General features: G+C 64.1%; 24 protein-coding genes. 17 read left to right on the plus strand and 7 right to left on the minus strand.

All coding sequences use genetic code 11. The features are described from left to right. Positions 1-76 precede the first annotated feature (76 nt). The 12 genes from ptsP to CUJ90_RS21250 all read left to right on the plus strand — a co-directional run bounded on the left by ptsP (position 77) and on the right by CUJ90_RS21250 (position 15,059). Entirely contained in the window at positions 77-2,590 is a 2,514-nt protein-coding gene (gene ptsP, locus CUJ90_RS21195) for a phosphoenolpyruvate--protein phosphotransferase (protein ID WP_114163861.1), read from the plus strand. After that, positions 2,587-3,606, plus strand: a complete 1,020-nt coding sequence (locus CUJ90_RS21200; RefSeq protein ID WP_114163862.1) for a 1-phosphofructokinase family hexose kinase — start codon at positions 2,587-2,589, stop codon at positions 3,604-3,606. The genes ptsP and CUJ90_RS21200 overlap by 4 nt, the downstream gene beginning before the upstream one ends. A gap of 13 nt (positions 3,607-3,619) precedes the next feature. After that, positions 3,620-5,398 carry a PTS fructose-like transporter subunit IIB gene (locus CUJ90_RS21205; RefSeq protein WP_114163863.1) on the plus strand — a complete coding sequence of 593 codons (1,779 nt, stop codon included), beginning with the start codon at positions 3,620-3,622 and terminating at the stop codon, positions 5,396-5,398. Positions 5,399-5,427: 29 nt separating this feature from the next. Then, on the plus strand, positions 5,428-5,757 hold the full coding sequence (locus CUJ90_RS21210; RefSeq protein WP_114163864.1) for a DNA-binding protein: 330 nt from the start codon (positions 5,428-5,430) through the stop codon (positions 5,755-5,757). Between the two features lie 582 nt (positions 5,758-6,339). Then, positions 6,340-7,434, plus strand: coding sequence for an ABC transporter ATP-binding protein (locus tag CUJ90_RS21215; protein WP_114163865.1), 1,095 nt, complete (start codon positions 6,340-6,342; stop codon positions 7,432-7,434). Continuing rightward, on the plus strand, positions 7,421-8,545 hold the full coding sequence (locus CUJ90_RS21220) for an ABC transporter ATP-binding protein (RefSeq protein WP_114163866.1): 1,125 nt from the start codon (positions 7,421-7,423) through the stop codon (positions 8,543-8,545). Before CUJ90_RS21215 ends, CUJ90_RS21220 begins: the two co-directional genes overlap by 14 nt. After that, positions 8,542-9,456 (plus strand): carbohydrate ABC transporter permease, encoded by a 915-nt coding sequence (locus tag CUJ90_RS21225; protein ID WP_083082646.1) that lies wholly within the window; start codon positions 8,542-8,544, stop codon positions 9,454-9,456. The genes CUJ90_RS21220 and CUJ90_RS21225 overlap by 4 nt, the downstream gene beginning before the upstream one ends. After that, positions 9,446-10,258, plus strand: coding sequence for a carbohydrate ABC transporter permease (locus tag CUJ90_RS21230; protein WP_073430829.1), 813 nt, complete (start codon positions 9,446-9,448; stop codon positions 10,256-10,258). Before CUJ90_RS21225 ends, CUJ90_RS21230 begins: the two co-directional genes overlap by 11 nt. Then, positions 10,258-10,539, plus strand: a complete 282-nt coding sequence (locus CUJ90_RS21235; RefSeq protein ID WP_073430828.1) for a DUF2160 domain-containing protein — start codon at positions 10,258-10,260, stop codon at positions 10,537-10,539. Before CUJ90_RS21230 ends, CUJ90_RS21235 begins: the two co-directional genes overlap by 1 nt. A 95-nt stretch (positions 10,540-10,634) precedes the next feature. Further along, complete coding sequence (locus CUJ90_RS21240) at positions 10,635-12,377, plus strand: ABC transporter substrate-binding protein (protein ID WP_083082654.1); 1,743 nt, start codon at positions 10,635-10,637, stop codon at positions 12,375-12,377. 603 nt (positions 12,378-12,980) lie between these two features. Beyond that, a complete protein-coding gene (locus tag CUJ90_RS21245) occupies positions 12,981-14,420 on the plus strand; it encodes a sialidase family protein (protein ID WP_114163867.1) in 1,440 nt (479 codons plus the stop codon). A gap of 138 nt (positions 14,421-14,558) precedes the next feature. Further along, positions 14,559-15,059, plus strand: coding sequence for a low affinity iron permease family protein (locus tag CUJ90_RS21250; protein WP_114163868.1), 501 nt, complete (start codon positions 14,559-14,561; stop codon positions 15,057-15,059). Between the two features lie 27 nt (positions 15,060-15,086). Here CUJ90_RS21250 and CUJ90_RS21255 read toward each other — a convergent pair whose 3' ends face one another. The 7 genes from CUJ90_RS21255 to CUJ90_RS21285 all read right to left on the minus strand — a co-directional run bounded on the left by CUJ90_RS21255 (position 15,087) and on the right by CUJ90_RS21285 (position 20,559). Continuing rightward, the gene (locus CUJ90_RS21255) at positions 15,087-15,416 is read right to left on the minus strand and encodes a hypothetical protein (RefSeq protein ID WP_073430824.1); all 330 of its coding nucleotides are present in this window, start codon (positions 15,414-15,416) and stop codon (positions 15,087-15,089) included. A gap of 213 nt (positions 15,417-15,629) precedes the next feature. Next, entirely contained in the window at positions 15,630-16,391 is a 762-nt protein-coding gene (locus CUJ90_RS21260) for an IclR family transcriptional regulator (protein ID WP_114163869.1), read from the minus strand. A 30-nt stretch (positions 16,392-16,421) separates the two neighbouring features. Then, the gene (locus CUJ90_RS21265) at positions 16,422-17,174 is read right to left on the minus strand and encodes an amino acid ABC transporter ATP-binding protein (protein WP_114163870.1); all 753 of its coding nucleotides are present in this window, start codon (positions 17,172-17,174) and stop codon (positions 16,422-16,424) included. After that, positions 17,171-17,821, minus strand: coding sequence for an amino acid ABC transporter permease (locus tag CUJ90_RS21270; protein ID WP_083082665.1), 651 nt, complete (start codon positions 17,819-17,821; stop codon positions 17,171-17,173). Before CUJ90_RS21270 ends, CUJ90_RS21265 begins: the two co-directional genes overlap by 4 nt. 22 nt (positions 17,822-17,843) lie before the next feature. Beyond that, positions 17,844-18,560, minus strand: a complete 717-nt coding sequence (locus tag CUJ90_RS21275; RefSeq protein ID WP_073430820.1) for an amino acid ABC transporter permease — start codon at positions 18,558-18,560, stop codon at positions 17,844-17,846. A gap of 40 nt (positions 18,561-18,600) precedes the next feature. Next, on the minus strand, positions 18,601-19,437 hold the full coding sequence (locus CUJ90_RS21280) for an ABC transporter substrate-binding protein (RefSeq protein WP_073430819.1): 837 nt from the start codon (positions 19,435-19,437) through the stop codon (positions 18,601-18,603). Positions 19,438-19,632: 195 nt separating this feature from the next. After that, entirely contained in the window at positions 19,633-20,559 is a 927-nt protein-coding gene (locus CUJ90_RS21285) for a LysR family transcriptional regulator (RefSeq protein WP_073430818.1), read from the minus strand. A gap of 170 nt (positions 20,560-20,729) precedes the next feature. Here CUJ90_RS21285 and CUJ90_RS21290 point away from each other — a divergent pair, with 170 nt between their 5' ends. The 5 genes from CUJ90_RS21290 to CUJ90_RS21310 are packed head-to-tail and all read left to right on the plus strand — an operon-like array spanning position 20,730 to position 26,013. Then, on the plus strand, positions 20,730-22,256 hold the full coding sequence (locus CUJ90_RS21290; RefSeq protein ID WP_114163871.1) for an ABC transporter substrate-binding protein: 1,527 nt from the start codon (positions 20,730-20,732) through the stop codon (positions 22,254-22,256). A gap of 57 nt (positions 22,257-22,313) precedes the next feature. Continuing rightward, positions 22,314-23,231, plus strand: coding sequence for an ABC transporter permease (locus CUJ90_RS21295; protein WP_073430816.1), 918 nt, complete (start codon positions 22,314-22,316; stop codon positions 23,229-23,231). Between the two features lie 9 nt (positions 23,232-23,240). After that, entirely contained in the window at positions 23,241-24,146 is a 906-nt protein-coding gene (locus CUJ90_RS21300; protein WP_073430815.1) for an ABC transporter permease, read from the plus strand. A gap of 14 nt (positions 24,147-24,160) precedes the next feature. Then, positions 24,161-25,150, plus strand: coding sequence for an ABC transporter ATP-binding protein (locus tag CUJ90_RS21305; protein WP_114163872.1), 990 nt, complete (start codon positions 24,161-24,163; stop codon positions 25,148-25,150). After that, the gene (locus tag CUJ90_RS21310) at positions 25,147-26,013 is read left to right on the plus strand and encodes an ATP-binding cassette domain-containing protein (protein ID WP_114163873.1); all 867 of its coding nucleotides are present in this window, start codon (positions 25,147-25,149) and stop codon (positions 26,011-26,013) included. The genes CUJ90_RS21305 and CUJ90_RS21310 overlap by 4 nt, the downstream gene beginning before the upstream one ends. Positions 26,014-26,038: the final 25 nt, after the last annotated feature.

Below are 26,038 nucleotides of genomic sequence, written 5' to 3' on the forward strand. Positions count from 1 at the left end.
ACCGGTTCAGGCTTGACGCGCAAAGTGGTATCGATTCCAATAGGCACACTTCAACGATTCGATTTCAGGAGACGCGATGCCGTCGCTGCTTACCGCAGAGCTGGTTCGACTGAACGCACGTGCAAGCTCGAAACACGAGGCGATCGTCCAGGCCGGCCAGTTGCTGGCCGCCGCCGGTTATATCGAGCCCGCTTACGTCGACAGTCTTCAGGGCCGCGAAAAAGTCTCGAACACGTATCTGGGCAACGGCGTCGCGATTCCGCACGGCATGCAGGAAGACCGCCATCTGATCCGGCGCACCGGCGTGGCCGTGCTGCAATTGCCCGAAGGCGTCGAATGGCACGACGGCGAGCGCGCCAATCTGGTGGTCGCGATCGCCGCGCAATCCGACGAACACATCGCGCTGCTGCAACGTCTCACGCGTCTGATCGGCGATCCGCGGCAATTGCAGGCGCTGGTCGAAGCGCGCGATCCACAGGTGCTGGTCGACGCGCTGAACGGCGCCGCCGCCAACGCCGCCAACGCCGCCGAGGTGATCGACGCGACGCCCGCGGATTTCGAGCAGGGCGTCGAACTGGTGCTGGACTATCCGCACGGCTTGCACGCTCGCCCGGCCAGCGCCTGGGTGGCGACCGCCAAGCGCTATCAGGCCGCCTTGCGCGTGCGCAACGGCAAGCTCGCCGCTGATCCGAAGAACCTCGTCAGCCTGCTGCAACTGGGCGCGACCGCGAATGCGCACCTGGTGTTGTCCGCGCAAGGCGTCGATGCGGCGGACGCGCTGGCCGCGTTGAAACGCACCATCGAAGCGTTGTCGGCGGAAGAACACGAGCGCGCCGCGGCGGCTCGCGCGCGCCGTCAAAAAGCACAGCCTGTATCGTGGACGCCGCTCGACCCGGCGACGGTGTTCGAAGGCGTCAGCGCCGGTCCCGGCTTTTCGATCGGACCGGTACGCGTGCTGCGCACCGCGCGCCTGGAAATTCAGGACCGCCCCGGCGAGACCGTCGAAGCCACGCATCGGCTCGACGAAGCGCTGCGCAAAACCGCCGACGAACTCGACGCCCTCACCCGCGACACCGCCGCGCGCCTCGGCGCGGCGGAAGCCGAAATCTTCGCGGCGCATCGCGAACTGCTGAACGACACGGACCTGTTCACCGAAGCCGCGCGTCTGCTGCTCGACGGCCACGGCGTGGCCTGGTCCTGGCATCAGGCGGCCGAGCAACAGGCCGCGCGCCTCGCCGCCCTGCCCGATCCGCTGCTCGCCTCGCGCGCCACCGATTTGCGCGACGTCGCGCGGCGAGTGCTGAAGCACCTCGGCGAAAACGTGGCGACCGACACGCGGCTCGACACGCCCGCCATCCTGATCGCCGAAGACCTCACGCCCTCCGACACCGCGATGCTCGACCCGGCCGTCACGCTCGGCTTCTGCACGGTGTCGGGCGGACCCACGTCGCACACCGCGATTCTCGCGCGCACGCTCGGCGTGCCGGCGGCGGTCGCGTGCGGCGCGGCGTTGATGGAGATCGCCGACGGCAGCGACGCGGTGCTCGACGGCAGCGGCGGTCGTCTCTATGTCGGCGTGTCGGCGCGCGACCGCGAGCGCGCGCGGCAAACGCAATTGCAACTGGCCGAGGAAGCGCAGCGCGCGGCGGCCAACCGCGCGCTGCCCGCCGCGACGCTCGACGGCCACGTGCTGGAGATCGGCGCGAACATCACGCGACCCGACCAGGTGCGCGACGCGCTCGCCAACGGCGCGGACGGCGTCGGACTCATGCGCACCGAGTTCCTGTTTCTGGAGCGCCACGACGCGCCGAGCGAAGACGAACAATACGATTGCTATCGGCGCATGGTCGAAGCGAGCGGCGGGCGTCAGTTGATCATTCGCACGCTCGACATCGGCGGCGACAAGCAGGTGCCGTATCTGAACCTGCCGCACGAATCGAATCCGTTCCTCGGCGTGCGCGGCGTGCGCCTGTGCCTGCGCCGCCCGGACCTGTTCGTGCCGCAATTGCGCGCGCTCTACCGCGCCGCCAAGGATGGCCCGCTGTGGATCATGTTCCCGATGGTCTCCACGCTCGACGAGGCGCGCCAGGCCATCGCGCTCGCCGAAACCGTGCGCGCCGAACTCGACGCGCCGAAAGTGCCGCTCGGCATCATGGTCGAAACGCCGTCGGCGGCGGCGTTCGCGGATCACTTCGCCGCGCTGGTCGATTTCTTCTCGATCGGCACCAACGATCTGACGCAATACGTGCTGGCCGTGGACCGCGAGCATCCCGAACTCGCGCGCATGGCCGAGAGCCTGCACCCCGCCGTGCTGCGCATGATCAAGCAGACCGTCGACGGCGCGCGCCGCCATCGCAAATGGGTCGGCGTATGCGGCGGTCTCGCGGGCGATCCGCTCGGCGCGTCGATTCTCGCGGGTCTCGGCGTCGACGAACTGTCGATGAGCTCGCGCGATATTCCCGCCGTCAAATCGCGGCTGCGCGCGTCGCGGCTCGACGCGATGCAGGCGCTCGCGCGCCGCGCGCTGGATTGCGAGGACGTCGACGCGGTCCGCGCGCTGGATAACACCGAGATCAAGGCGGCGGCATGAAAACCGTCGTCACCGTCACACCGAATCCGGCGCTCGATCAAACCGTGCGCGTCGCCAACCTCGCGCTCGGCGAGGTGAATCTCGCGGCGTCGCTCGAATTCAACGCGGGCGGCAAGGGCGTGAACGTCGCGGGCTGTCTCGCCGACTACGGCATGACGACGATCGCCACGGGCCTGCTCGGCGCCGAGGACGCCGCCGCATTCGACGCGATGTTCGCCGACAAGCACATCGTCGACCGCTTCGTGCGAATCGCGGGACGTCCGCGCATCAACGTGAAGCTCGTCGATACCGCACGCAACGAAACCACCGACATCAATCTCGCGACCTCGCTGCCGGGCGCGGCCGATGTCGACGCGTTGGAGCGGCGCGTGGTCGAACTCGCCGAGCCTGGGCGCTGGTTCGTGCTGGCGGGCAGTCTGCCGCCGGGTGTCGACGTGTCGTTCTATCGGCGCATCACGCGTGCGTTGCATGCGGCGGGCGCGCGCGTCGCGCTGGATACGAGCGGCGCGCCGCTCGCCGACGCATTGCGCGCCGGCGAGCCGGACGGTCTGCCGGATCTGGTGAAGCCGAATCGCGCGGAACTGGAAGCGGCGCTCGGCCGCTCGCTCGCCGACGACGACGCGCTGATTCATGCGGCCTGCGAACTCGTGGAACGCGGCATTGCGTATGGGGTGGTTTCGCTGGGCGAGCGTGGCGCGCTGGGCGTGACGCGCGCATCGGGCGACAAGACATCAGCCTACGAGGGCTGGCGCGCCGCGCCTTTACGCGTGCCGGTGTCCAGCACGGTCGGCGCGGGCGACGCGCTGGTGGCGGGCCTCGTCGCGAGTCTCATCGAAGCGCGCCCGTGGCCCTCGGTCGGCCAACGGGCCACCGCGTTCGCGGCGGGCAAGCTCGCGCGGGTCGGCCCGCACTTGCCCGATCACGCGAGCCTCGACGCCCTCGCCGCGCAAGTCGAACTCGTCACCTTCAGCGTCGCCGCGAATCCGCCGCGCGTCACCCAACATCAAGCCGTGTAAGCCAGAGAGAGCAATGGACAAGCTGATTGGACTGGTATCGTCCCCGCAACAAAGCGCGTCGCCGATGGTCGCGGCGCAAGCCTTGAACCGCGCGGCGCAAAAACGCGGCGCCTCGCTCGCGGTGGAAACGCGCAGCGCGCTCGGCGTTCACGAGCCGTTGAACGCCGAGCAGATCGACGCGGCGCACGCTGTGCTGATCGCCGCCGACGCGGGCGAGCGCGTCGACGAAACGCCGTTCGCGGGCAAGACGATTCATCGCATTTCGCTCGACGATGCGATCCGCGAAGCCGATGCGGTGCTGGCGCGCGTGGCGGCGAGCGTCGGCGCGGATGCGCCGAGGAACGCCGCGGCCGCGCAAACCTCGCCGCGCGCGCTCAAGATCGTCGCGATTACCTCGTGCCCGACCGGCATCGCGCACACCTTCATGGCCGCCGAGGGACTCGCGCAAGGCGCGAAGTCGCTGGGACACGACATTCACGTCGAAACGCAAGGCTCGGTCGGCGCGCAGAACACGCTGAGCGACGAGCAGATCGCGGCGGCGGACCTCGTGGTGATCGCCGCCGATACGCAGGTCGACAAGAGCCGCTTTCGCGGCAAGCGGCTCTATGAAACGGGCACTAAAGGCGCAATCGGCAAAGGCGCGGCGCTGATCGAAAGGGCGATCGCCGAGGCGACCGTCGACGGAGCCGCTCAGAGCGCAAGCGCGGGCGGTGGCGCCCTCGCAGACCAGGTCGCGGCGGCCAAGAAACAACGCTCGGCGAAGTCGTCCGGCCCCTATCGTCACCTGATGACGGGCGTGTCGTTCATGCTGCCGTTCGTGGTCGCGGGCGGTTTGCTGATCGCGATCTCGTTCGCCCTGGGCGGCATTTACGCATTCGACGACGCTCATAAAGGCACGCTCGCATGGGCGCTGTTCCAGATCGGCGCGAAGTCGGCCTTCGCGTTGATGGTGCCGGTGCTGTCGGGCTACATCGCGTATTCGATCGCCGACCGGCCGGGCATCACGCCGGGCATGGTGGGCGGCATGCTCGCCGCGAGCCTCGGGGCAGGTTTTCTGGGCGGCATCATCTCCGGCTTTCTCGCCGGGTATACGGCCTTGCTGATCAGCCGCAAGCTGAAACTGCACCGCAATCTCGAAGGACTGAAACCCGTGCTGATCATCCCGCTGGTGTCGACGCTCGTGGTCGGCCTGCTGATGATCTACGTGGTCGGCACGCCGGTCGCCACCGCGCTGCACGGCCTCGAAGACTGGCTGCGCTCGATGCAGACCGGCAGCGCGGTCACGCTCGGCCTGCTGCTCGGCGCGATGATGGCGTTCGACATGGGTGGTCCCGTGAACAAGGCGGCCTACGCGTTCAGCACCGGCCTGATCGCGAGTCAGGTGTACACGCCGATGGCGGCCGCAATGGCCGCCGGCATGACGCCGCCGCTCGGCATCGCGCTCGCCACGTGGATCTTCCGCAACCGTTTCGTCACCGACGAACGCGAAGCCGGCAACGCCGCCGCGGTGCTCGGCATGGCCTTCATCACGGAAGGCGCGATTCCGTTCGCCGCGCGCGACCCGATGCGGATTATCCCGGCGTGCGTGATCGGCTCGGCGATCACGGGCGCGATTTCGATGGCGTCGAGCGTCGAACTGAAGGTGCCGCACGGCGGGATTTTCGTGCTGCCGATTCCGAACGCGGTCACGCATCTGGCCATGTACGTGGTGGCGATCGCGGCGGGCACCATCGTGACGGCGCTCGCCGTTGGGCTGCTCAAGCGGCCCGTCGAGGCGGCGGCTGCCGTCTGACGCTCACTCTTCCTGACGACGGCTCGAACATGGCGCAACAACTCAGCGAAACGTATCGCGGATTTCATGTACTGATCGAAGCCGTGCCGCACGACGGCCACGGCCACGGCGTGCGCTTGCGCCGCACGATCACGCGGCAGTTGGGCGGACGCCTGATGGCCGTGCGGGAGCGCGGCGGGACCGGTTTTTCCCACGTCGCGTCGAGCAGCGAGTCTCTGGCCGACGCGTTGCGCGACGCTCGGGAGGCGATCGACCGATTGCTCGGCGGCTGGCATCCCTCCTATACACAAGAGCCGGCCCATACGGACAACGCTCCCCGAGTGAACGGACCGGCTGCCGAGACCCGCATCGGCCTGTAGGGCCGGTTCGCGCCTGCCGGCGCGCTCTCGCGCCGCCCGCGCGCATACCTTCAACACGGTTCGAGGATGGCGATTCGCGGGCTCAAGGGTCTGCGGGACGCCCCACCAAATATCGCATCCCATGCGATCTCCTCTTGCCGCCTCTTTCTGCTACGCTGACCGCCAACTTTCAGACCGCCGCGCATGCATGCCGGCTGCGTAATCCGTTATTCCATCGCTCGTAAGGGGTATCGACCACAAATGTTTCGCATTTGTATGGTTAACCCCGATTTATACGTAAACGAACAAAAAGGAACATCTTATTTGTTGTTTTGATTTCCATTCTGAACATAAGTACCCGCCTCGCATACAGAGCAGCGGCATAAAAAAGCCGGAGACAAATGGATGAGCAACACCACCTCAAGCAAGGTTCCAGCCCGCAACTTTTCGCCTCACGGCGCGCTGAAAGTTCATTTCGCCCGCCGGGCGCGCAGGCGAATGCCGCCCGCTTGAACGGGCCATGAACGCGACGCCGCCAGCGCGGCTATCTGACGTCCAGCAGCAACCGCAGCACCGAAAAGCGACACAAAAAAGGAGAGCAATTTGGTCTTGGAACTGGAGCGGGTCACCGTCGTTTCGGGCGGGCAGACGCATCTGTACGGCGTCGATCTGAGGCTCGTCCCCGGTGCCATCAACGTGCTGCTCGGGCCGACCCAGGCGGGCAAGACCACGCTGATGCGCGTCATGGCAGGACTCGACAAGCCGGCCACGGGCCGCGTGCTGGCCGACGGCCGGGACGTCACCGGCGTGAGCGTGCGGCGACGCAACCTCGCGATGGTCTATCAGCAGTTCATCAACTATCCGGCGATGACGGTGTTCGACAACATCGCATCGCCGCTCAAACTGCAAAAGACCGCCGCCGACGAAGTGACGCGGCGCGTCAATGAAGTCGCGGCGAGACTGCATATCGAACATCTGCTGCAACGGCGTCCGGCCGAACTGTCCGGCGGCCAGCAGCAGCGCTGCGCGCTCGCGCGCGCGCTCGTCAAGCGCGCTTCGCTGGTGCTGCTCGATGAACCGCTGGTGAATCTCGACTACAAGCTGCGCGAGGAATTACGCGTGGAACTCGCCACGCTCTTCGCCGACGGCAAGACGACCGTGGTCTACGCGACCACCGAGCCGCTGGAGGCACTGCTGCTCGGCGGCTATACGGCGATCGTCGACAAGGGACGCGTGTTGCAGCACGGCCCGACGCTCGACGTCTACAACGCGCCCGCCAGCGTCGAAGTGGCCGCCGTTTTCAACGATCCGCCGATGAACATGCTCGTCAGCGATCTGACCGCCCAGGGCACCGCGCGTCTGCCGATCGGCATCGAGGTGCCGGTCAGGCAGGCGGCGAACGGCGCCGGCACGTGCCGCATCGGCATTCGCCCGGGCCACTTGCGGCTCGCGCCGCGCACGGCGCAATCGGTCGCCGTGCCGTGCCGGCTCGAACTCGCCGAACTGAGCGGTTCCGAAACCTTCCTGCACCTGCATACGCACACCGGCGGCATCGACCTGATCGCGCAGTTGCAGGGCGTGCATCAGATCGAACTCGGCACGCAGCTCGACGTGTTCATCGACCCCGACGAACTGTTCATATTCGGCGCGGACACCAAACTGCTGTCCGGCCCGGAGGCGACTCATGGCGCGCATTGAGTTTCAGAATCTCGCGCACGCTTATGGTGTGAAACCCGGTGTGAAACCCGGCGCGCATCACGGCCCCGCTCCCGCCTCGCTCGAGGATTACGCGTTGCAGCCGATGAGCATGGTCTGGGAAGACGGCGGCGCGTATGCGCTGCTGGGGCCCTCCGGTTGCGGCAAGTCCACGCTGCTGAACATCGTCTCGGGACTCGTCACGCCGTCGGAAGGCAAGGTGCTGTTCGACGGACGCGACGTCACCGCGATGAGCCCGCGCGAGCGCAACATCGCGCAGGTGTTCCAGTTCCCGGTGATCTACGACACGATGAGCGTGTTCGACAACCTCGCGTTTCCGCTGCGCAACCGCAAGATCGCCGCCGCCGAAGTGCGCAAGCGCGTGCATGAAGTCGCGGAGATTCTCGACATGACGCGCGAATTGCCGCGCAAGGCGAGCAATCTCTCGGCGGACGCGAAGCAGAAAATTTCGCTCGGGCGCGGGCTCGTGCGCAAGGACGTCGCGGCGATCCTGTTCGACGAACCGCTCACCGTGATCGATCCGCACATGAAGTGGATCCTGCGCCGTCAGCTCAAGAAGATCCATCAGCAACTCAAGCTCACGCTCATTTACGTCACGCACGATCAGGTCGAAGCGCTCACGTTCGCCGACGAAGTGGTCGTGATGACCAATGGCCGCGTCGTGCAGAAAGGCGGACCGGAAGCGCTGTTCCTGCGGCCCGATCATTCGTTCGTGGGCTATTTCATCGGCAGTCCGGGGATGAATCTGTGCCCGGTCGATCTCGATGCCGATGGCGTGAAAGTCGGCTCGCAGCGCCTGCAACTCGACGCGAACACGCTCGCCACGCTCAAGCATGCGAACGGCACGCTGACGCTCGGCATCCGCCCCGAGTTCGTGCGCCTCGCCGGCAGCGGCGAGGCCGGCGCGGTGAAGGCGCAACTGCTGCGCACGCAACAACTCGGCAACTACCAGTTGGTCACCGCGCAATGCGACGGCAATGTGTTCAAGGCGAAGGTGGATCCTCATGTGCAACTGAATGAAGGCTCGCTCTGGCTGCGTCTCGCCGCGCCCGAAACCGTGTTCTTCGCCAACGACGAAAGGATCGCACGATGAACAAGCCCATCAACCAGAAGGCGTGGCTGCTGGTCGTGCCGGTGTTCATCTGCGTCGCGTTCTCCGCGATCCTGCCGCTGATGACCGTGGTCAACTATTCGGTGCAGGACATCATCAGCCCGACGCAGCATGTGTTCGTCGGCACCGAGTGGTTCCGCGCGATCATGAACGACGGCGACCTGCGCGGCGCGCTCGGCCGGCAGATCATCTTTTCGGCGTGCGTGCTGCTGTTCGAGATTCCGCTCGGCGTCGGCCTTGCGCTGGCGATGCCGGCTTCGGGCTGGCGCGCGTCGGCGGCGCTCGTCGTGCTCGCCATGCCCTTGCTGATTCCATGGAACGTGGTCGGCACCATCTGGCAGATTTTCGGCCGCCCGGATATCGGCCTGCTCGGTTACGTGCTCAACGTCTCGGGCATCGAATACAACTACACCGCGAGCCCCACCGCCGCGTGGGTCACCGTGCTGGTGATGGACATCTGGCACTGGACACCGCTCGTCGCCCTGCTCTGCTACGCCGGATTGCGCGCGATTCCCGACGCGTTCTACCAGGCCGCCGAAATCGACGGCGCGAGCCGCTTCGCCGTGTTCCGCTACATCGAGTTGCCGAAGATGCGCGGCGTGCTGATGATCGCGGTGCTGCTGCGCTTCATGGACAGCTTCATGATCTACACCGAGCCCTTCGTGCTGACCGGCGGCGGCCCCGGCGACTCCACCACGTTCCTGAGCCAGTATCTGACGCAAAAAGCGGTCGGCCAATTCGACCTCGGCCCGGCCGCGGCCTTTTCGCTGATCTATTTCCTGATCATCCTGCTGCTGTGTTTCATCCTTTATAACTGGATGGAGCGCGTCGGCAAGGGCGGCCCCGCCACCACGGGCACCGCGGCCGCCACCGGAGACGACCATGCGCAATGACCGCCGCTGGACGCGCACGCTGGTGCTGCTCGTCTACATTCTGTTCGCGCTGATTCCGCTCTACTGGATGCTGTCGATCTCGTTGCGCACCAACGAGGAAACGATGTCGACGTTCGCCATCTGGCCGCATCACGTGACCTTCGAGAACTACAAGGTGATCTTCACCGATCCCTCGTGGTACTGGGGCTACATCAACTCGATCATCTACGTGCTGATGAATACGGTGATGTCGGTGCTGGTCGCGCTGCCCGCCGCGTATGCGTTCTCGCGCTACCGCTTTCTCGGCGACAAGCACATGTTCTTCTGGCTGCTCACCAACCGCATGACGCCGCCCGCCGTGTTCCTGCTGCCGTTCTTCCAGCTCTATTCGAGCGTCGGTTTGATGGACACGTATATCGCCGTCGCGCTCGCCCACATGCTGTTCAACGTGCCGCTCGCGGTGTGGATTCTCGAAGGCTTCATGTCCGGCGTATCGCGTGAAATCGACGAGACCGCTTATATCGACGGCTATACGTTCCCCGCCTTCTTCGTGAAGATTTTCCTGCCGCTGATCAAATCGGGTGTGGGCGTGACGGCGTTTTTCTGCTTCATGTTCAGTTGGGTCGAACTGCTGCTCGCGCGCACGCTGACCACCGTCAACGCGAAACCGATCGCGGCCGTGATGACGCGCACCGTGTCGGCGGCGGGCATGGACTGGGGCGTGCTGTCGGCGGCGGGTGTGCTCACCATCGTGCCGGGCGCGCTGGTGATCTACTTCGTGCGCAACTACATCGCCAAGGGCTTCGCAATGGGGAGAGTGTGATGCTGACGTGGATGTACTGGACGCCCGAGGTGGCGATCTTCTTCGGCTGCGTGGTGCTGATGCTAGCCGGCATGACCGTGTGGGAACTCCGTTCGCCCACCATCGAACGCAAGGGTTTTCTGCCGATCGCCACCACGCGCGGCGACCGGCTGTTCATTGGCCTTCTCACCGCCGCGTACATCAACCTCGCGTGGATCGGCATCGGCGCCGAAGGCGCGAATGCGTGGCCGGGCTTCGCGGCCTCGATGCTCGTGCTTCTGGCGATCATGTGGAAAGGCTGACGCTGCGGCGCAACTGAAAAAATACCGGCTCCCGTTGATGCCCCGGGCGGGCGCAGGAAGATGATCCAAGGGGTGTGGAGACACAGGAGAAGACCATGCAACAGAGGAGACGGATCGTCGCGCTCGCGGTCGCGGGCATTGTCGCGGGGGCCTTTGCGAACCACGCGGCGCTGGCCGGCATGCCCGAGGCGCAGAAATGGGTCGACAGCGAATTTCAGCCGAGCACGCTGTCGAAGCAGCAGCAGATGGACGAAATGAAGTGGTTCGTCGACACGGCCGCGAAACTGAAATCGCAGGGCGTGAAGGAGATTCACGTGGTGTCGGAAACGATCGACACGCACATGTACGAATCGAAAACGCTGGCCAAGGCGTTCACCGAAATCACCGGCATTCAGGTGAAGCACGACATCATCCAGGAAGGCGACGTCGTCGAAAAGCTGCAGACGTCGATGCAATCCGGTCAAAGCATTTACGACGGCTGGATCTCGGATTCGGATCTGATCGGCACGCACTATCGCTATGGCGTGATCGTGCCGCTGTCCGACTACATGGCGGGCGAAGGCAAGCCGTACACGAATCCCGGTCTCGATCTGAAGGATTTCATCGGCACGAGCTTCACGACGGCGCCCGACAAGAAGCTCTATCAGTTGCCCGACCAGCAGTTCGCCAACCTTTACTGGTTCCGCGCCGACTGGTTCGCGCGCAAGGACTTGCAGGACAAGTTCAAGGCGAAATACGGCTACGAACTCGGCGTGCCGGTGAACTGGTCCGCGTATGAGGACATCGCCGATTTCTTCACGAACGAGGTCAAGACGATCGACGGCGAGAAGGTCTACGGGCACATGGATTACGGCAAGAAAGATCCGTCGCTCGGCTGGCGGTTCACCGATGCGTGGCTCTCGATGGCGGGCGAGGCCGACAAAGGCATTCCGAACGGCATGCCGGTCGACGAATGGGGCATTCGCGTGACGCCGGATGGCTGTCATCCGGTCGGGGCATCGGTCTCGCGCGGCGGCGGCACCAACAGCCCGGCCGCCGTCTTCGCGACGACGAAGTACATCGACTGGCTGAAGAAATACGCGCCGCCCGAAGCCTCGGGCATGACGTTCAGCGAAGCGGGCCCCGTGCCGGCGCAAGGCAAGATCGCGCAGCAGATCTTCTGGTACAGCGCGTTCACGGCGTCGATGCTCAAGCCCGGCAACGTGACCAATGCCGACGGTACGCCGAAGTGGCGCATGGCGCCGTCGCCGCACGGTCCGTACTGGAAGGACGGCATGCAGAACGGCTACCAGGACGTCGGCTCGTGGACGTTCTTCAAGTCCACGCCGCCGAACCAGCGCGCCGCCGCGTGGCTGTATGCGCAGTTCGTGACGTCCAAGAGCGTGTCGCTGAAAAAGTCGATCACCGGTCTTACGTTCATTCGCGATTCCGACATTCATAGCGATTACTTCACCAAGAACGCGGACAAGTACGGCGGTTTGATCGAGTTCTACCGCAGCCCGGCGCGGGTCGCGTGGACGCCGACCGGCAACAACGTGCCGGACTATCCGAAGATGGCGCAATTGTGGTGGAAGAACGTCGCGACCGCGGTGGCGGGCGAAAAGACGCCGCAAGCCGCGATGGATAATCTCGCGAAGGAAATGGACCAGGTCATGAGCCGGCTGCAGCGCGCGGGCATGAAGGTGTGCGCGCCGCAGTTGAATGCGGAAAGCGATCCGTCGAAGTGGCTGTCCGATCAGCACGCGCCGTGGAAGAAGCTCGCTAACGAAAAGCCGAAGGGCGAAACGGTGAAGTACGAGCAGTTGCTGTCCGCGTGGAAGGCGGGCAAGGTGCGGTAACCGCGGCGGTATGGCGGGAAGGTTTGAGGGGGCGGCACTTTTGGGTGCCGCCTTTTTTGTTGGCTGAGGCGCACGGGCTTATGCTGCACCGCGCACATTCCCCACTCGGGCCAACGAGCGTTGTCACCGCCACATGTTCCATTCGTTTACTTCGCCGCGTTTCCCCTGGCGTCTGCGCGCTCGCGCGGCCCGTGCATTTTCATTGTTGGACTGGGCCGCCAGCGTTGCGCGCCGCAGCGCCGTGCGGCATGTTACAAAAAATCGCTGGCGGCGCGGTTCGTACGACCTAAATTCTTTTTCAATCCTTGATGGTTGTCCTTGGCGCAAATGGACGCCAAGGCGGACGCACGTCCTTCAGCCAGCAACGCAGACCGTGTTCGTAACGAAGTCCGTAGCCGACGCGCTGACGGTATCCAGCGCTTGCGGCCCGTAGCATTGAAGCGGCAGTAGAACCGACGAAAAAAATGGCGAACCAGGCGGGCGCTTTCGAGACGTTCATCGCGGGCGTATCAGCCGAGCCGAGCAATGCGAATCTCTCCTTTCCAGGCTGCGTGGAAGCTGCCGCTCCAACTGTTATGGGTCGCATATAAAAAGGAGTCTTTCATGCGACGCAACAAGTCTGTTCAGTATCTGGCCGGAATTCCGTTCGCCGTCATGCTGGCGGCCAGCACCACGAGCGGGGCTGCGCCCACGCTTGTTTCGGGCGCCAGTCCGTTTGCAAGCTGCAACATTGGCGGGCCCGGCACGCTCTACGTGAACGCCGAGGTCGAACCGTGGCTGGCCGTGAATCCCACCAATCCTTCCAATCTCATCGGAGTCTGGCAACAGGACCGATGGTCGAACGGCGGCGCGCATGGGCTCGTGGCAGGCTTCTCGTTCGATGGCGGCCTGACGTGGAGACAGACGCCGCTGCCCTTCAGCGCCTGCGCCAACGGTCTCGGATATGAGCGCGCTTCCGACCCGTGGGTGTCCATCGGTCCGGACGGCACCGCCTACTCCGTGTCCATTTCATTTAACCAGTCTAACAACAGCAATGCGGTGGGCGCGGCCGTTTCCCGGGACGGCGGCCAGAGCTGGGGGAATCTGAGTGTTCTCATCGCCGACAATGAGCCGACACTGCAATTCTTCAACGACAAGGAATCGGTGACGGCGAATCCCATCAAGGCCGGGGTGGCCTACGCGGTCTGGGACCGGCTCGAACTGCCGAACGGCAACCCCTACGCCAACCTGCATACCGCCGCCTTCCGGGGCCCGGCGATGTTCGCGAGGACCGTCGACGGCGGCGTGACCTGGAGCTCACCGTCAGTCATCGTGGACACCCCCGCGCGCCAGCAGACGATCGGCAATCAGATCGTGGTCAACTCGCAGGACGGCACGCTGTACAACTTCTTCGATCTGATCAGCCCGCCGTTCAGCAAGGCGGCCGGCAAGGTCGCGTTCGTCAGGTCGACCGACGACGGCGCCACATGGAGCAAGCCGCAGATCATTTCGGGTCTGCAAACCGTTTCGGTCACGGACCCCAACACGGGACAGCCGGTGCGCACCGGCGACATCATCCCCGAACCGGCGATCGATCCGGCGACAGGGCAACTCTATGTCGTCTGGCAGGACTCGCGTTTCAACGGCGGCCAGTACGACGAGATCGCACTGTCGACGTCGACAGATGGCGGGCGGACGTGGAGCGCACCGATTCGCGTGAACACGCCCTCTGGAAAACCCGCGTTCAATCCGTCGGTTCGCGTCAATTCGGCCGGAACAGTCGCCGTCACGTATTACGATTTCCGCGACCTCGCGGCAAGCAACACGACGACGCTGCCGACCAACTACTGGCAGACCACCTCGACCAACGGCGGCGCCAGTTTCGGCAGTGAGTTGAAGCTGTCCGGTCCGTTCGACATGATGACCGCGCCCGTTGCCGGGGGATTCTTCCTCGGTGACTATTCGGGCCTGGATGCAAGAGGCACGTCGTTCCTCTCGTTCTTCGTTCAAACCAACTCGGGCAACACGTCCAATCGCACGGATGTCTTTTTCGTGGCGCCCTAGTTCCTGTCAGTCTGACGAATCGCCGACCGCCCCATGCAACTGGGCGGCCGGTGCCTTGCATGAGCGCCGATAGGAAGGAAAGCCACGCCGCCGTCTATGCCATGATCCCGTATATCAAACCGAATAACGGAGATCAGGATGAACGGCAAATGGTTTTCGAGGTTCTCCAGCTACCTTTCGACAATGACTGGACGGCCCACCACTTTTGTCGTCGCCGTTGGGCTGGTGGTCGCCTGGGGATTGACCGGCCCGCTGTTTCACTTCAGCGACACATGGCAACTGGTGATCAACACATCGACCACGATCGTCACGTTCCTGATGGTGTTCCTCATTCAGAACACGCAGAACCGCGATACGGCCGCCATGCAGATCAAGCTCGACGAACTGATCCGCGCAATGGAAGGCGCGCACAACGCGCTGCTCGATCTCGAGGAACTCGACGAAAAAGATCTACGCCGTTTCCGCAAGCAGTATGAAAAACTGGCCGAGGCCGCGCGCTCGGCGCTGAGCGAAGGGGGCACCGACACCGATTCGCCGTTCATCGACAACAGGAATACCGATGAACATAAGGATCGCGATGAGCGCCGGGACAAAGAGGACCGCGATCGCAAGCCGGGTGCCCCGCCGCCACGCCGCTAGCCGACGCGCCGCGCGTCGCCCGTGCTTCTATGGACAAGCGACATGGTCGCTCTTCGAGCCGACATAGATGCTGTCCACCTTGCATCGGGAAGTGGACTTCGCGCCGTTGACCGTGAAGTGCGCGTCGCCGGGTTGATGACAGCCTTTCGTCACTTCCAGCACGCAGGCCTGTGGACCGTCGATGATCTTCTGAAGCGCCGTGCTCTTGTTCCGCAAATACTCCGTCGCCTCCGACTTCGTGTATTGCGCAACGTTGCTGTTCTCCTGACTGTCCCAACCGTCCTTGAATTGAATCGCCGCGTAGCCGGGCGTGCCGGCGAAAAGCAGTGCAGCGCAAAGAAAGATAAATCTAAGCATGTCGTTCTCCTGGTGGTTGACGCGTCTTTATTGTCTTTTGCGTCGCGGCGCGTTTCCATGGAGCAAACGACATGGGGCGACTACCCATGCCGGGCGACATACTCGTCGATGAAAGGAGAAGATCATGCAAGCGAAGCGGACAAACCCGGCGCAGACCTGACAGCGGCAGCACTCGAGCAATGCTCCGGGCAAAAGTCCAACGGCTCGTGGCCGTTACAACCGCGCGTAAGGCTGCGATAACGCCTTTGCTGAGCGAATGAGATCTTCCAGCATCGTCGCGCGCTTTTCCGGCGCGGTGTCGCGGCTCGTCATGAAGCAAAGCGCGGCCACGGCCAGGCCCGAGCGGTCGCGAATGGGCGCAGCCATGCAGTAGCGAAACGTGTGCGAGAGCCCTTCGGTGCAGCAGTAACCCAATTCGGCCGCGCGTTCGACGTCGCTGAGAAACGCCTCGAATTCAACGCGCCGGCCATTGTCGAGCACGAAGTCTTCGTCTGGAATCAACGCGCGAATCTCGTTCGCGCGCAGGTGCGCGAGCAATAGGCGGCCCGTTGCGGTCCACGGAATCGGCACCTTCACGCCGATGTCGGAACTAATATTGAACGGCCGAGAACTGTTCTCCGACAACACCACCGTGTACTTGTTGCCTTCGAGCATGCACAGTTGCGCGGTCTCGTCGTGATTGCGGACCAGCGCGAGAATCGCCTGATGCGCGCGGCTGATCAGATCGTTGTGCACCGCATAGTCGGACCCGTAGTAATGCATCTCGCGGCCGAAAAACACGCTGCCGTCCGCGGCGGTTTCGAGCCATCCCGCTTCCGTGAGAATCGTGACCAGTTCGTAGATGCTCGAACGCGGCGCACCGGTCGCTTCGATCAACTCGCGCATCGTCAGCGGACGCCGCGCGATATGCAACTGCTTGAGTATGCCGACAACGCGGTGGACTCCCCTCGCCCTCGATGATTCAGGTGCAGGCATGCATTCAACTCCGTCGGCGACAGGTTTTCGTTAGTGGTCGAGTACGCGATGCAGGAACTGGCGCGTGCGCTCGTTCTGCGGATTCACGAAAATCTGTTCGGGAGCGCCCTGCTCCGCGATCACACCCTTGTCCATGAACACGACGCGATCAGCGGTCTTGCGTGCGAAGCCCATCTCGTGCGTGACGACAACCATCGTCATGCCATCGCGCGCCAAGCCGCGCATGACCTCGGTGACTTCGCCGACCAGTTCGGGGTCGAGCGCGGACGTGGCTTCGTCGAAGAACATGATGCCGGGCTCGACGGCCAACGCCCTCGCGATCGCCACGCGCTGCTGCTGTCCGCCCGAAAGCTGGCTCGGGTAATGCTCGGCGCGATCGGCGAGACCCACGCGGTCGAGCGCTTCGAGCCCACGCTTGCGCGCGTCCGCCGCGCTCATCTTGCGCGCCTTGATGAGCGCGAGCGTCACGTTGCCGAGCGCGGTCTTGTGCGGAAACAGGTTGAACTGCTGAAACACCATGCCCACGTGGCCGCGAATGTCGCGCGCGCGGCGCGCGTCGTGCAGCGGTACTTCATTGACCCAGACCTCGCCCGCATCGGCGGTTTCGAGACCGCTCATGATGCGCAGCACCGTGCTTTTTCCGGAACCGGACGCGCCGATCAGCACGAGGACTTCTCCTGGGCTAACGCCGAGGTCGATGCTCTTCAGAACCTGCGTGGCGCCGAACGACTTGCTGACGCCGGCAAGATTGATGATCGGTTTCGACGTAATGACGCTGGTCATGACAACACGCTCCTTCTTCGATCATGGTGGCGCACCCACTGCGATAGCGGAAAGCACACGATGAAATACAGCACGGCGACCAGTCCATAGATTTCGACCGGTTTTCCGACCCGGTCGACGATGGCCTGGCCGCCGTGCATCAACTCCGACATGCCGATCATGCTGACGATCGACGTATCCTTGATGAGCGACAGATACTGGCCGATGAGCGGCGGCATGACGATCTTCCCGGTTTGCGGCAGCGCCACCGAAAAGAACGTTTGCGTCTTGCTGAGGCCGAGAATCTGCGAGACTTCCCATTGGCCCTTGGGGACCGCCTCGATACCCGAGCGGAACACCTCGGCGATATAGGCGCCTTGATAAATGCTCAGGCCCAACGCTCCCGCCGCGAACACGTCGATTGCATAGCCGAAGTACGACACACCGAAATAGATCAGCATCAGCGTGATCAGCACGGGCGTGCCGCGAAACAGTTCCGTGTAGAGCCGCGCGATGCGTGGCGTGCCCCACGGCCCGAATGAGCGCAATACCGCCGCGAGCAGTCCGATCAGCGTGCCGCCGACAATCGATGCCGCTGAAAGCAGCAACGTCATCAATAATCCTTGCAGCAGGATCGACAGGCTGGTCAACAGCAAGTCGCTAGACATGTTCGATCTCCGGTTGAGGCGCTTACGTGCGGTCGGCTTGCCGCGCGGCGAAGAACAGCCGGCGCGCGCGCTTCTTCATGACGAGCGGCGGATGAAAAATCCGCGCGCCGAGCTGGCCCGCCGCCCATGACAGCACGTTGCTCAGCACCAGATACGCGGCGAGCGTGATCGCGAACGTTTGAATGTAGAGCAGCGTGCGCGCATTGATGACGGTCGCGGTTCCGCTCAACTCCGGCAACGCGATTGCGGACAGCAGCGAGGTGCCGAGCAAAAGCTGGATCAGGTTATTCACGATCGCCGGATAAACGGCGCGGGCCGCCTGCGGCAGCACGACCTCCATGAAAATCTGCGAGCGTTCCAACCCGAGAATCGACGCGGCCTCCAACTGGCCGCGCGGCACCGACTGGATACCCGCGCGAAACACTTCAGCCAGATAAGCGCCGACGTTGACGCCCAGCGCGATCACACCGGCCGTATAGGCGTTAAGCGTGACGCCGAGCGAAGGAAGACCGAAGAACACGATGAAGATTTGCAGCAGCACCGGCGTGTTGCGAATCGCCTCGATATAGACACGCGCGGCCACTCGCAACAACCTGATGCGCGCTGCGCCTGCGAGCGCCGTCAGCAAGCCGAGCAGCATGGCGATGGCGAAGGCGAGCAACGTGACCTGGAGCGTCAGCCACGCGGCGCGAACGAAATCGTTCGAATAACCCGCGAGGGTCACCCATTCATAGCTCATGGTTCCTCCGTCTCTCGCGCGGCATTCGGCCCACCGCCGATCAGTATTGCGGATTCAGCGGAAAGCGCGGCTCTGCGCCGAACCACTTCTTGTAGAGTTGCGCGTTCATCTTCGACGCGTTGATCTGGAACAGGAACAGGTTCAGGTAGTTGAGCCAGATCTGATCGCCCGCCTTGACGCCGAATGCGTTGTATTCGAGCGGAACCAGCGCTTCGTCGGTCACGGTCAGGTTCGGATCGAGCGATGCCTGATACGCGAGAAAGTTGTTGTCCTCGATCATCGCGTCGGCCTGGCCCTGCTTCACCGCGAGGATCGCGGCTTGCGAGCTGTCGAATTCCTGGATCTTCACCTTCATGTTCAGCGAGCGCACTTCGTCGCCATTGGTCGAACCCTTGACGGTGGCAATCGTGCGATCCGCCATGTCGTTGACGGACTTGATGCCGCTGCTCTTCTTCACCAGCAGCGCTTCGCTCGCCACCACATACGGATTGGTGAACGCGATTTCCTTCGCCCGTTCCAGATTGCGAGTGAAGTTGCAGAACACCACGTCGACCTTGCTGGTTTGCAGATTCGGAATACGGTTCGCGCTCGTCGTATTCACGACTTCGAGCTTCACGCCCATCTGCTTCGCCAGTTCTTTCGCGAGATCGACGTCGTAGCCATCGGGCTGGCCGTCCTTGTCATAAAAGCCGAACGGCGCAAACGTCAGGCAATCGCCCACTCGCAACGTCCCGCGCTGAAGCACCTGTTTCAGCGTCGAATCGGCCGCGGCCCCAGGCTGATCCGACGGCGCGACCTTCGTGCAACCGGCAAACACCAGCAGACCGGTCACAGCGAACAAACAAGCGAATCTGGCGCTTTCTCTGACAAATCTCATTTTGGGTTCCGCTCGGAAAGAAAGAAGGTCGGCGCGATTGAATCGACGCTGAGGCGCTCATGCGCGGCTGTCCGATATACCGGAATGCAATCCGGCACAGCAGATGGAGCGCAGTGTTTCACGGAAAAAAAACCGTTGCAATGGGGTGGACAACGGGTACGCGATGCCCGCGCAACGCGTGCGAAGCGCGATGCGCTAACGCGTGCTGTCGGCCTCGGCTTCCGCGAAACGGCCGCGCAGAAACTCCAGAAACAGTTGCACGACCTTCGGCAGCGTGCGGCCGACGAGCGTCTGCAATTCGATGCAGCGCGCGTCCATGCCGAGGTCATGAATCGGGATCACCGCCAGTTCGCCGCGCAGTTGCCGGTGTCGAACCGTGACTTCGCCCGCGATCGAAATGGCGTCCGACGCAAGCGCGAAATTATGGAGCGACACGATGTAGTTGCTCACCACGACAGGCTCGATCACGAGGCGCAACTGGCTCGCGACGATATCGAACACTTGCCGGATCGTCGTGCCGGTGTCGGGCAGTGCGAGCGGATAAGCGCTCACTTGCGACAGCGATACCTGTTCGAAGCGCGCGAGCGGATGACCGCGGCGCATCACCGCCATGACGGGCGCCGCCTGCCGGTGCTCGACCTTGATCTCGCTCTGTGGCGTCCGGCTGAACGTCACGCCGATGTCCGCTTCGCCCTTGCGCACGCGCCGCGTCACCTCGGCCGGCGCGCTCACCAGGAGTTGGAAGATCATGCCCGGATACTTTTCGCGGAAGTCCGAGATCACCTGCGGCAAAAACTCGATCGCGAATCCCTCCGAGGTCGCGACCCGCACCAGGCCGCGCCGCAAGCCTTGCAGCGCATCGACGTCCTGCACCAGCCGGTCCGCCTCGAGCGCCATGCGAAACGCGTAAGCGGCGAGCATTTCGCCCGCCGCGCTCGCGACCATGCCGCGCGGCCGGCGCTCGAACAGCGGCGTGCCGAGCGCCTGTTCGAGGTTGGCGATCTGGCGGCTGATCGCCGAGCCGGCAACATTCAACCGCGTCGACGCTTCACTGATCGAGCCGCATCGCACGACCTCGAGAAAATAGCGCAGCGAGGTTTCCTGAAGATGGTGATGTTTCATGCCGGTCGTCCCATGCTGCGTGTGCGATGCCGCGTGTGCGATGCCGTTTCGGCAACGGAGATTTATTGTTTCGATAATAGTCGCAACAAAATTCCCCGATTAGTCTTCTCCTGTGATCGCATGACGTGAATCGTCGCGTCGTGGCGGCAACCTCTTCACGGGAGCTTGCAATGAATCGTCGTGCCGAACCCTTGCGCCTCGCGCTGCTCGCTGTTTGCCTGTCGGTTTCGCTGCATGCCCATGCGGGCAAGTCGAACGACACGCTCATTTACGCGTCCGACAGCGAGCCCGAGAACATCTCGCCCTATCACAACAATTTGCGCGAAGGCGTGATCATCGCGCACATGGTGTGGGACACGCTGGTCTACCGCGACCCCGCCACCGGCAGCTACAAGCCGGAACTGGCCACCGCGTGGAAATGGGAATCGCCGACCGCGCTGCTGGTCGATCTGCGCCGCGACGTGTCGTTCCAGAACGGCGACAAGCTCACCGCCGACGACGTCGTCTTCACGCTCAACTACGTCGTCTCGCCCGACTCGAAGGTCGTCACGCGGCAGAACACCGACTGGATCAGGAGCGCGGAGAAAGTCGGCGACTACCAGGTTCGCATCAACCTGAAGGCGCCGTTCCCGGCGGCGCTCGAATATCTCGCCGGCCCCACGCCCATCTATCCCGCGGCCTACTTCAAGAAGGTCGGCCTCGAAGGCTTCAGCAAGGCGCCGATCGGCACCGGTCCGTACAAGATCACCGCCGTCACGCCGGGCGTCGGCGTGACGATGGTGAAGAACCCCGCTTACTTCAAGGGCAGCCCGCTCGGCACGCCGAAGATCGGCACCGTCAAGTTCGTCGTGATTCCCGATCCCGAAACGCGCTCGGCGCAATTGATGACCGGCGCGGTGGACTGGATCTGGCGCGTGCCCGCCGACCAGGCCGATTCGCTCAAGGCGTCGCCGGATCTGACGGTGATCGGCGGCGAGACCATGCGGGTCGGCTATCTGTCGATGGACGCCGCCGGCACCTCCGCGCCGAACTCGCCGTTCAAGGACGCCCGCGTGCGCCAGGCGGTCAACTATGCGATCAACCGCGCCTCGCTCTCGAAGGACCTGGTGCGCGGCGGCAGCCAGCCGGTCTACGCGGCGTGCTTTCGCACGCAGTTCGGCTGCGATACGTCGGGCGTCGTCAAATACGAATACAACCCCGCGAAAGCCCGCGAGTTGCTGAAGGCCGCCGGTTATCCGAACGGCTTCGAAACGGATCTCTATGCGTATCGCGAGCGCGAATACGCGGAGGCGTTGATCGGCGACTTGCGCAAAGTGGGCATCAACGCGCGGCTGCATTATTTGCAGTACGCCGCGTTGCGCACCGCGCAGCGCTCCGGCAAGACGCCGCTGACGTTCCAGGCGTGGGGTTCGTTCTCGGTCAACGATGCGTCAGCCTTCGTGAGCGTCTATTTCAAGGGCGGCCCCGACGACAGCGCGAAAGACGCGACTGTGGCGAAATGGCTCGATACCGCCGATACGTCGAACGATCCCGCGGTCCGCAAGGCGGATTACGCGCAGGCGCTCAACCGCATCAGCAAGGAAGCGTACTGGGCGCCGCTCTTTTCCTATTCGACGAACTATGCGTTCACGTCGTCGCTGAACTTCAAGGCGTATCCCGACGAGTTGCCGCGCTTTTACGAGGCGAGCTGGAAATAAGCCGCGCGCGCGTTTTGCCGACGCGCTGTTTCGTTACCTCACTTTGCTGGAGCGCTCATGCTTGCCTACGTGCTTCGCCGGCTCGGTCTCGCAATCGCGGTCGCGCTGACCGTGTCGATCGTCAGCTTCGCGCTGCTGCACTTCTCCGGTGACCTGGCGACCGCGATCGCGGGACCGGAAGCGACCGCGGCCCAGGTCGACGCGCTGCGCGTGCAATACGGCCTCGACCGTCCCGTGACCGCGCAATATGTCGACTGGTTGTGGCACGCGGTTCATCTGGACTTCGGCCGCTCGTTCTTCTTCCAGTCGTCGGTGATGGAACTGATCGCCGAGCGCCTGCCGATCACGCTGAAGCTTGGCGGCATCGCGCTGCTGATCGCGGTGCTGGTCGCGATTCCGCTGGGCGTGATCGCGGCGCTCTACCGCGACAGTTGGGTCGACCGCCTCGCGCTGCTGATCGCGGTGATCGGCCAGGCCATGCCGAGCTTCTGGTTCGGCCTCACGCTGATCCTGGTCTTCGCGGTCGGCCTCAAATGGCTGCCGGTGGCGGGCAACGCCAGTTGGCAGCATTTCGTGTTGCCGGCCATCGCGCTCGGCTACTACGCGACGCCCGCGATGATGCGGCTCACGCGCGCCGGCATGCTCGACGTGCTCGGCGCGGACTACATTCGCACCGCGCGCGCCAAGGGTCTGAGCCCGGCTCGCGTCGTGTTCAAGCATGCGCTGCGCAATGCGCTGATTCCGGTGGTCGCGCTCGCCGCCGTGGAACTGGGCTTCATGCTCGGCGGTTCGGTGGTGATCGAATCGGTGTTCTCGCTGCAAGGTCTCGGCCAGCTCGCGTGGGACGCCATCGCCCGCAACGACTTTCCGGTCGTGCAGGCCGTCGTGCTGATCATCGCCATGTTCTATATCGCGCTGACCTTTCTCGCCGACGTCGCCAATGCGGCGCTCGACCCTCGCATCCGCACTCGCTAGGAACGGCTCATGGCATCGCATTCCCCCACCTTGCCCGCGCTGCGCGTCGACACCGCGCCAGTGCCGCCGTGGCGCCGCGCGCTGCGCCGTGTGCTCGGCCAGCACGGTCTGACGATCGGCGCGACGCTCCTCGCGATCATCGTCATGGCCGCGCTGTTCGCACCGCTGCTCGCGCCGCACGATCCCTACGGCCAGGATTTGTCGCGCCGTCTGCTGCCGCCGGTGTGGCACGCCAAGGGCAGTTGGCTGCATGCGCTCGGCACCGACAAACTCGGCCGCGATTATCTGAGCCGGCTGCTGTACGGCGCGCGCGTCTCGCTGATGATCGGCGCGGCCGCGGCAGCCATCTCCGGGCTGATCGGCACGACGCTCGGCGTGCTCGCCGGCTATTTCGGCGGCCGCGTCGACGGCCTGATCAGCTACGTCATCACGACGCGGCTCGCGATGCCGGTCGTGCTGGTCGCGCTCGCCATGTCGTCGCTGATCGGCGGTTCGCTCAAGACCGTGATCCTGCTGCTCGGCCTGCTGCTGTGGGACCGCTTCGCGGTCGTATCGCGCTCCGTCACGCAGCAGTTGCGCGACGCCGAATTCATCGCCGCGGCCAAGGCCGTGGGCGCATCCACGTTCTACATCCTGTTGCGCGAACTGCTGCCGAACATCATGAGCGCGCTGATCGTCGTGGCGACGCTCGAAATGGCGCACGCGATCCTGCTCGAAGCCACGCTGTCGTTTCTCGGTCTCGGCGTGCCGCCGCCGATGCCGTCATGGGGGCTGATGATTTCCGAAGGCAAGGCGTACATGTTCTTCCAGCCGTGGGTGATCCTGATTCCGGGCAGCGCGCTCGCGGTGCTGGTCCTCGCCATCAATCTGGTGGGCGACGGCATGCGCGATCTGACGACCCCCGACGGCCGCTAACGAGGAGACAGACGATGGACGTATTGCTCGACGTCAACAACCTGCAAGTCGATCTGCCCACGCCAAACGGCATGCTGCACGCGGTGCGCGGCATCGACTTCCAGATCGAGCGCGGCGAGATGCTGTGTCTCGTCGGCGAATCCGGCTGCGGCAAATCGATGACCTCGCTCGCGCTGATGGGCCTGCTGCCGCGTCGCGCGACGCGGCGCGCGAACCGGCTCGCGTTCGACGGCATCGACTTACAGACGCTCGACAACCGCGCGATGAGCAAGCTGCGCGGCAACCGCATCGCGATGATCTTCCAGGAGCCGATGACGTCGCTGAATCCGTCGTACACGCTCGGCAACCAGCTTTGCGAAGGACTGCGGCAACACCGCAACGTATCGAGCCGCGAGGCGCGCGACCGCGCTGTCTATCTGCTCGAACGCACGGGCATCGCCAACGCCGCCGAGCGGCTCGGCCAGTATCCGCATCAGCTCTCGGGCGGTCTGCGCCAACGGGTCATGATCGCGATGGCGCTCATGTGCGAACCCGATCTGATCGTCGCCGACGAACCGACCACCGCGCTCGACGTGACCATCCAGGCGCAAATCCTGCGCATGCTGCGCGATTTGCAGCGTGAATTCGGCACCGCCGTGCTGTTCATCACACACGACCTGGGCGTGGTCGCGCGAATCGCCGATCGCGTCGCCGTGATGTACGCGGGACAGGTGGTGGAAACCGCGCCCGTCGCGCAACTTTTCGCGCGGCCGGACCATCCGTACACGCGCGGCCTGCTCAACAGCATTCCCGTGCGCGGCAAGACGGCGCCGGGGAGTCATCTCGATGCGATTCCCGGCGTCGTGCCCTCGCTCGTCGGCGAGATCGACGGCTGCGCGTTTCGCAACCGCTGTTCGCTCGCTCGCGAGGCTTGCGTGCAAACGCAGCCGTTCGTCGAAACAGAGGCCGGTCATCACGCCCGCTGCATGTTGGCCGAAGCGTGCGCCGAGGAGGTGTTGCGATGAATGCCGTCATGCCCTCTCCCGCTGCATCAGCGGGAAACGCTGCGCGAAACGACATCGCGCTCGAGTTGTGCGCGCTCGGCCGCACCTTTGAACTGGGCCGCGGACTGTTTCGCGCGCCGCGCCTGTTCAAGGCCGTGGACGATGTGTCGCTGCGGCTCTATCGCGGCGAGACGCTCGGTCTGGTCGGCGAATCGGGATGCGGCAAGAGCACGCTCGCGAAGATGCTGCTCGGCCTGCTCGCGCCCACCACCGGCAGCGTGCTGATCGACGGCCAGCAGATCGACCCGCGCGCGTCGCTGCAAATGGCGCAAAAGATCCAGCCGATCTTTCAGGACCCTTATTCGTCGCTCAATCCGCGCAAGACCGTCGCGCAGATCGTCGGCCTGCCCTTGCTGCTGCACCGTCGCGGCACACGCGCGAGCCAGGCCGCCGAAGTGAAACGGATGCTCGACCTGGTGGGCATGCCGGAACGCACGCACCGGCAGTATCCGAATCAGTTGTCCGGCGGACAGCGGCAGCGCGTCGCGATTGCCCGCGCGTTGATTTTGCGGCCCGGCATTCTGATTTGCGACGAACCGACTTCCGCGCTCGACGTCTCCGTGCAGGCGCAAATTCTCAACCTGCTGCTCGACCTGAAGGCCGAGTTCGGCTTGAGCTATTTGTTCATCAGCCACGACCTGGGCGTGGTCGAACATCTCGCGGACCGCGTCGCCGTGATGTATCGCGGCAGCATCGTCGAACAGGCGAGCCGCGAAGAAATTTTCGCCAATCCACGCAATCCGTACACGCGGACCCTGCTGTCCTCCGTGCTGACGCCGGAGCCGGGCCTCGGCCTGCCCGAACTGAACCGCGACGCGGCCTGAACACCTACTTTTTCCTGGAGATCGA

Origin of the sequence: Paraburkholderia terricola, from assembly GCF_003330825.1 — a bacterium.
Classification (GTDB): domain Bacteria; phylum Pseudomonadota; class Gammaproteobacteria; order Burkholderiales; family Burkholderiaceae; genus Paraburkholderia; species Paraburkholderia terricola.

What these genes read in the sequence shown, in the direction of transcription:
- CUJ90_RS21255 (WP_073430824.1), bottom strand. Translation starts at nt 15,416, where the DNA reads ATGCTTAGATTTATCTTTCTTTGCGCTGCACTGCTTTTCGCCGGCACG.
- CUJ90_RS21300 (WP_073430815.1), top strand. Translation starts at nt 23,241, where the DNA reads ATGGCATCGCATTCCCCCACCTTGCCCGCGCTGCGCGTCGACACCGCG.
- CUJ90_RS21200 (WP_114163862.1), top strand. Translation starts at nt 2,587, where the DNA reads ATGAAAACCGTCGTCACCGTCACACCGAATCCGGCGCTCGATCAAACC.
- CUJ90_RS21260 (WP_114163869.1), bottom strand. Translation starts at nt 16,391, where the DNA reads ATGCCTGCACCTGAATCATCGAGGGCGAGGGGAGTCCACCGCGTTGTC.
- CUJ90_RS21225 (WP_083082646.1), top strand. Translation starts at nt 8,542, where the DNA reads ATGAACAAGCCCATCAACCAGAAGGCGTGGCTGCTGGTCGTGCCGGTG.
- CUJ90_RS21285 (WP_073430818.1), bottom strand. Translation starts at nt 20,559, where the DNA reads ATGAAACATCACCATCTTCAGGAAACCTCGCTGCGCTATTTTCTCGAG.
- CUJ90_RS21305 (WP_114163872.1), top strand. Translation starts at nt 24,161, where the DNA reads ATGGACGTATTGCTCGACGTCAACAACCTGCAAGTCGATCTGCCCACG.
- CUJ90_RS21240 (WP_083082654.1), top strand. Translation starts at nt 10,635, where the DNA reads ATGCAACAGAGGAGACGGATCGTCGCGCTCGCGGTCGCGGGCATTGTC.
- CUJ90_RS21275 (WP_073430820.1), bottom strand. Translation starts at nt 18,560, where the DNA reads ATGAGCTATGAATGGGTGACCCTCGCGGGTTATTCGAACGATTTCGTT.
- CUJ90_RS21230 (WP_073430829.1), top strand. Translation starts at nt 9,446, where the DNA reads ATGCGCAATGACCGCCGCTGGACGCGCACGCTGGTGCTGCTCGTCTAC.
- CUJ90_RS21310 (WP_114163873.1), top strand. Translation starts at nt 25,147, where the DNA reads ATGAATGCCGTCATGCCCTCTCCCGCTGCATCAGCGGGAAACGCTGCG.
- CUJ90_RS21295 (WP_073430816.1), top strand. Translation starts at nt 22,314, where the DNA reads ATGCTTGCCTACGTGCTTCGCCGGCTCGGTCTCGCAATCGCGGTCGCG.
- CUJ90_RS21210 (WP_114163864.1), top strand. Translation starts at nt 5,428, where the DNA reads ATGGCGCAACAACTCAGCGAAACGTATCGCGGATTTCATGTACTGATC.
- CUJ90_RS21270 (WP_083082665.1), bottom strand. Translation starts at nt 17,821, where the DNA reads ATGTCTAGCGACTTGCTGTTGACCAGCCTGTCGATCCTGCTGCAAGGA.
- CUJ90_RS21290 (WP_114163871.1), top strand. Translation starts at nt 20,730, where the DNA reads ATGAATCGTCGTGCCGAACCCTTGCGCCTCGCGCTGCTCGCTGTTTGC.
- CUJ90_RS21235 (WP_073430828.1), top strand. Translation starts at nt 10,258, where the DNA reads ATGCTGACGTGGATGTACTGGACGCCCGAGGTGGCGATCTTCTTCGGC.
- CUJ90_RS21250 (WP_114163868.1), top strand. Translation starts at nt 14,559, where the DNA reads ATGAACGGCAAATGGTTTTCGAGGTTCTCCAGCTACCTTTCGACAATG.
- CUJ90_RS21220 (WP_114163866.1), top strand. Translation starts at nt 7,421, where the DNA reads ATGGCGCGCATTGAGTTTCAGAATCTCGCGCACGCTTATGGTGTGAAA.
- CUJ90_RS21245 (WP_114163867.1), top strand. Translation starts at nt 12,981, where the DNA reads ATGCGACGCAACAAGTCTGTTCAGTATCTGGCCGGAATTCCGTTCGCC.
- CUJ90_RS21205 (WP_114163863.1), top strand. Translation starts at nt 3,620, where the DNA reads ATGGACAAGCTGATTGGACTGGTATCGTCCCCGCAACAAAGCGCGTCG.
- ptsP (WP_114163861.1), top strand. Translation starts at nt 77, where the DNA reads ATGCCGTCGCTGCTTACCGCAGAGCTGGTTCGACTGAACGCACGTGCA.
- CUJ90_RS21280 (WP_073430819.1), bottom strand. Translation starts at nt 19,437, where the DNA reads ATGAGATTTGTCAGAGAAAGCGCCAGATTCGCTTGTTTGTTCGCTGTG.
- CUJ90_RS21265 (WP_114163870.1), bottom strand. Translation starts at nt 17,174, where the DNA reads ATGACCAGCGTCATTACGTCGAAACCGATCATCAATCTTGCCGGCGTC.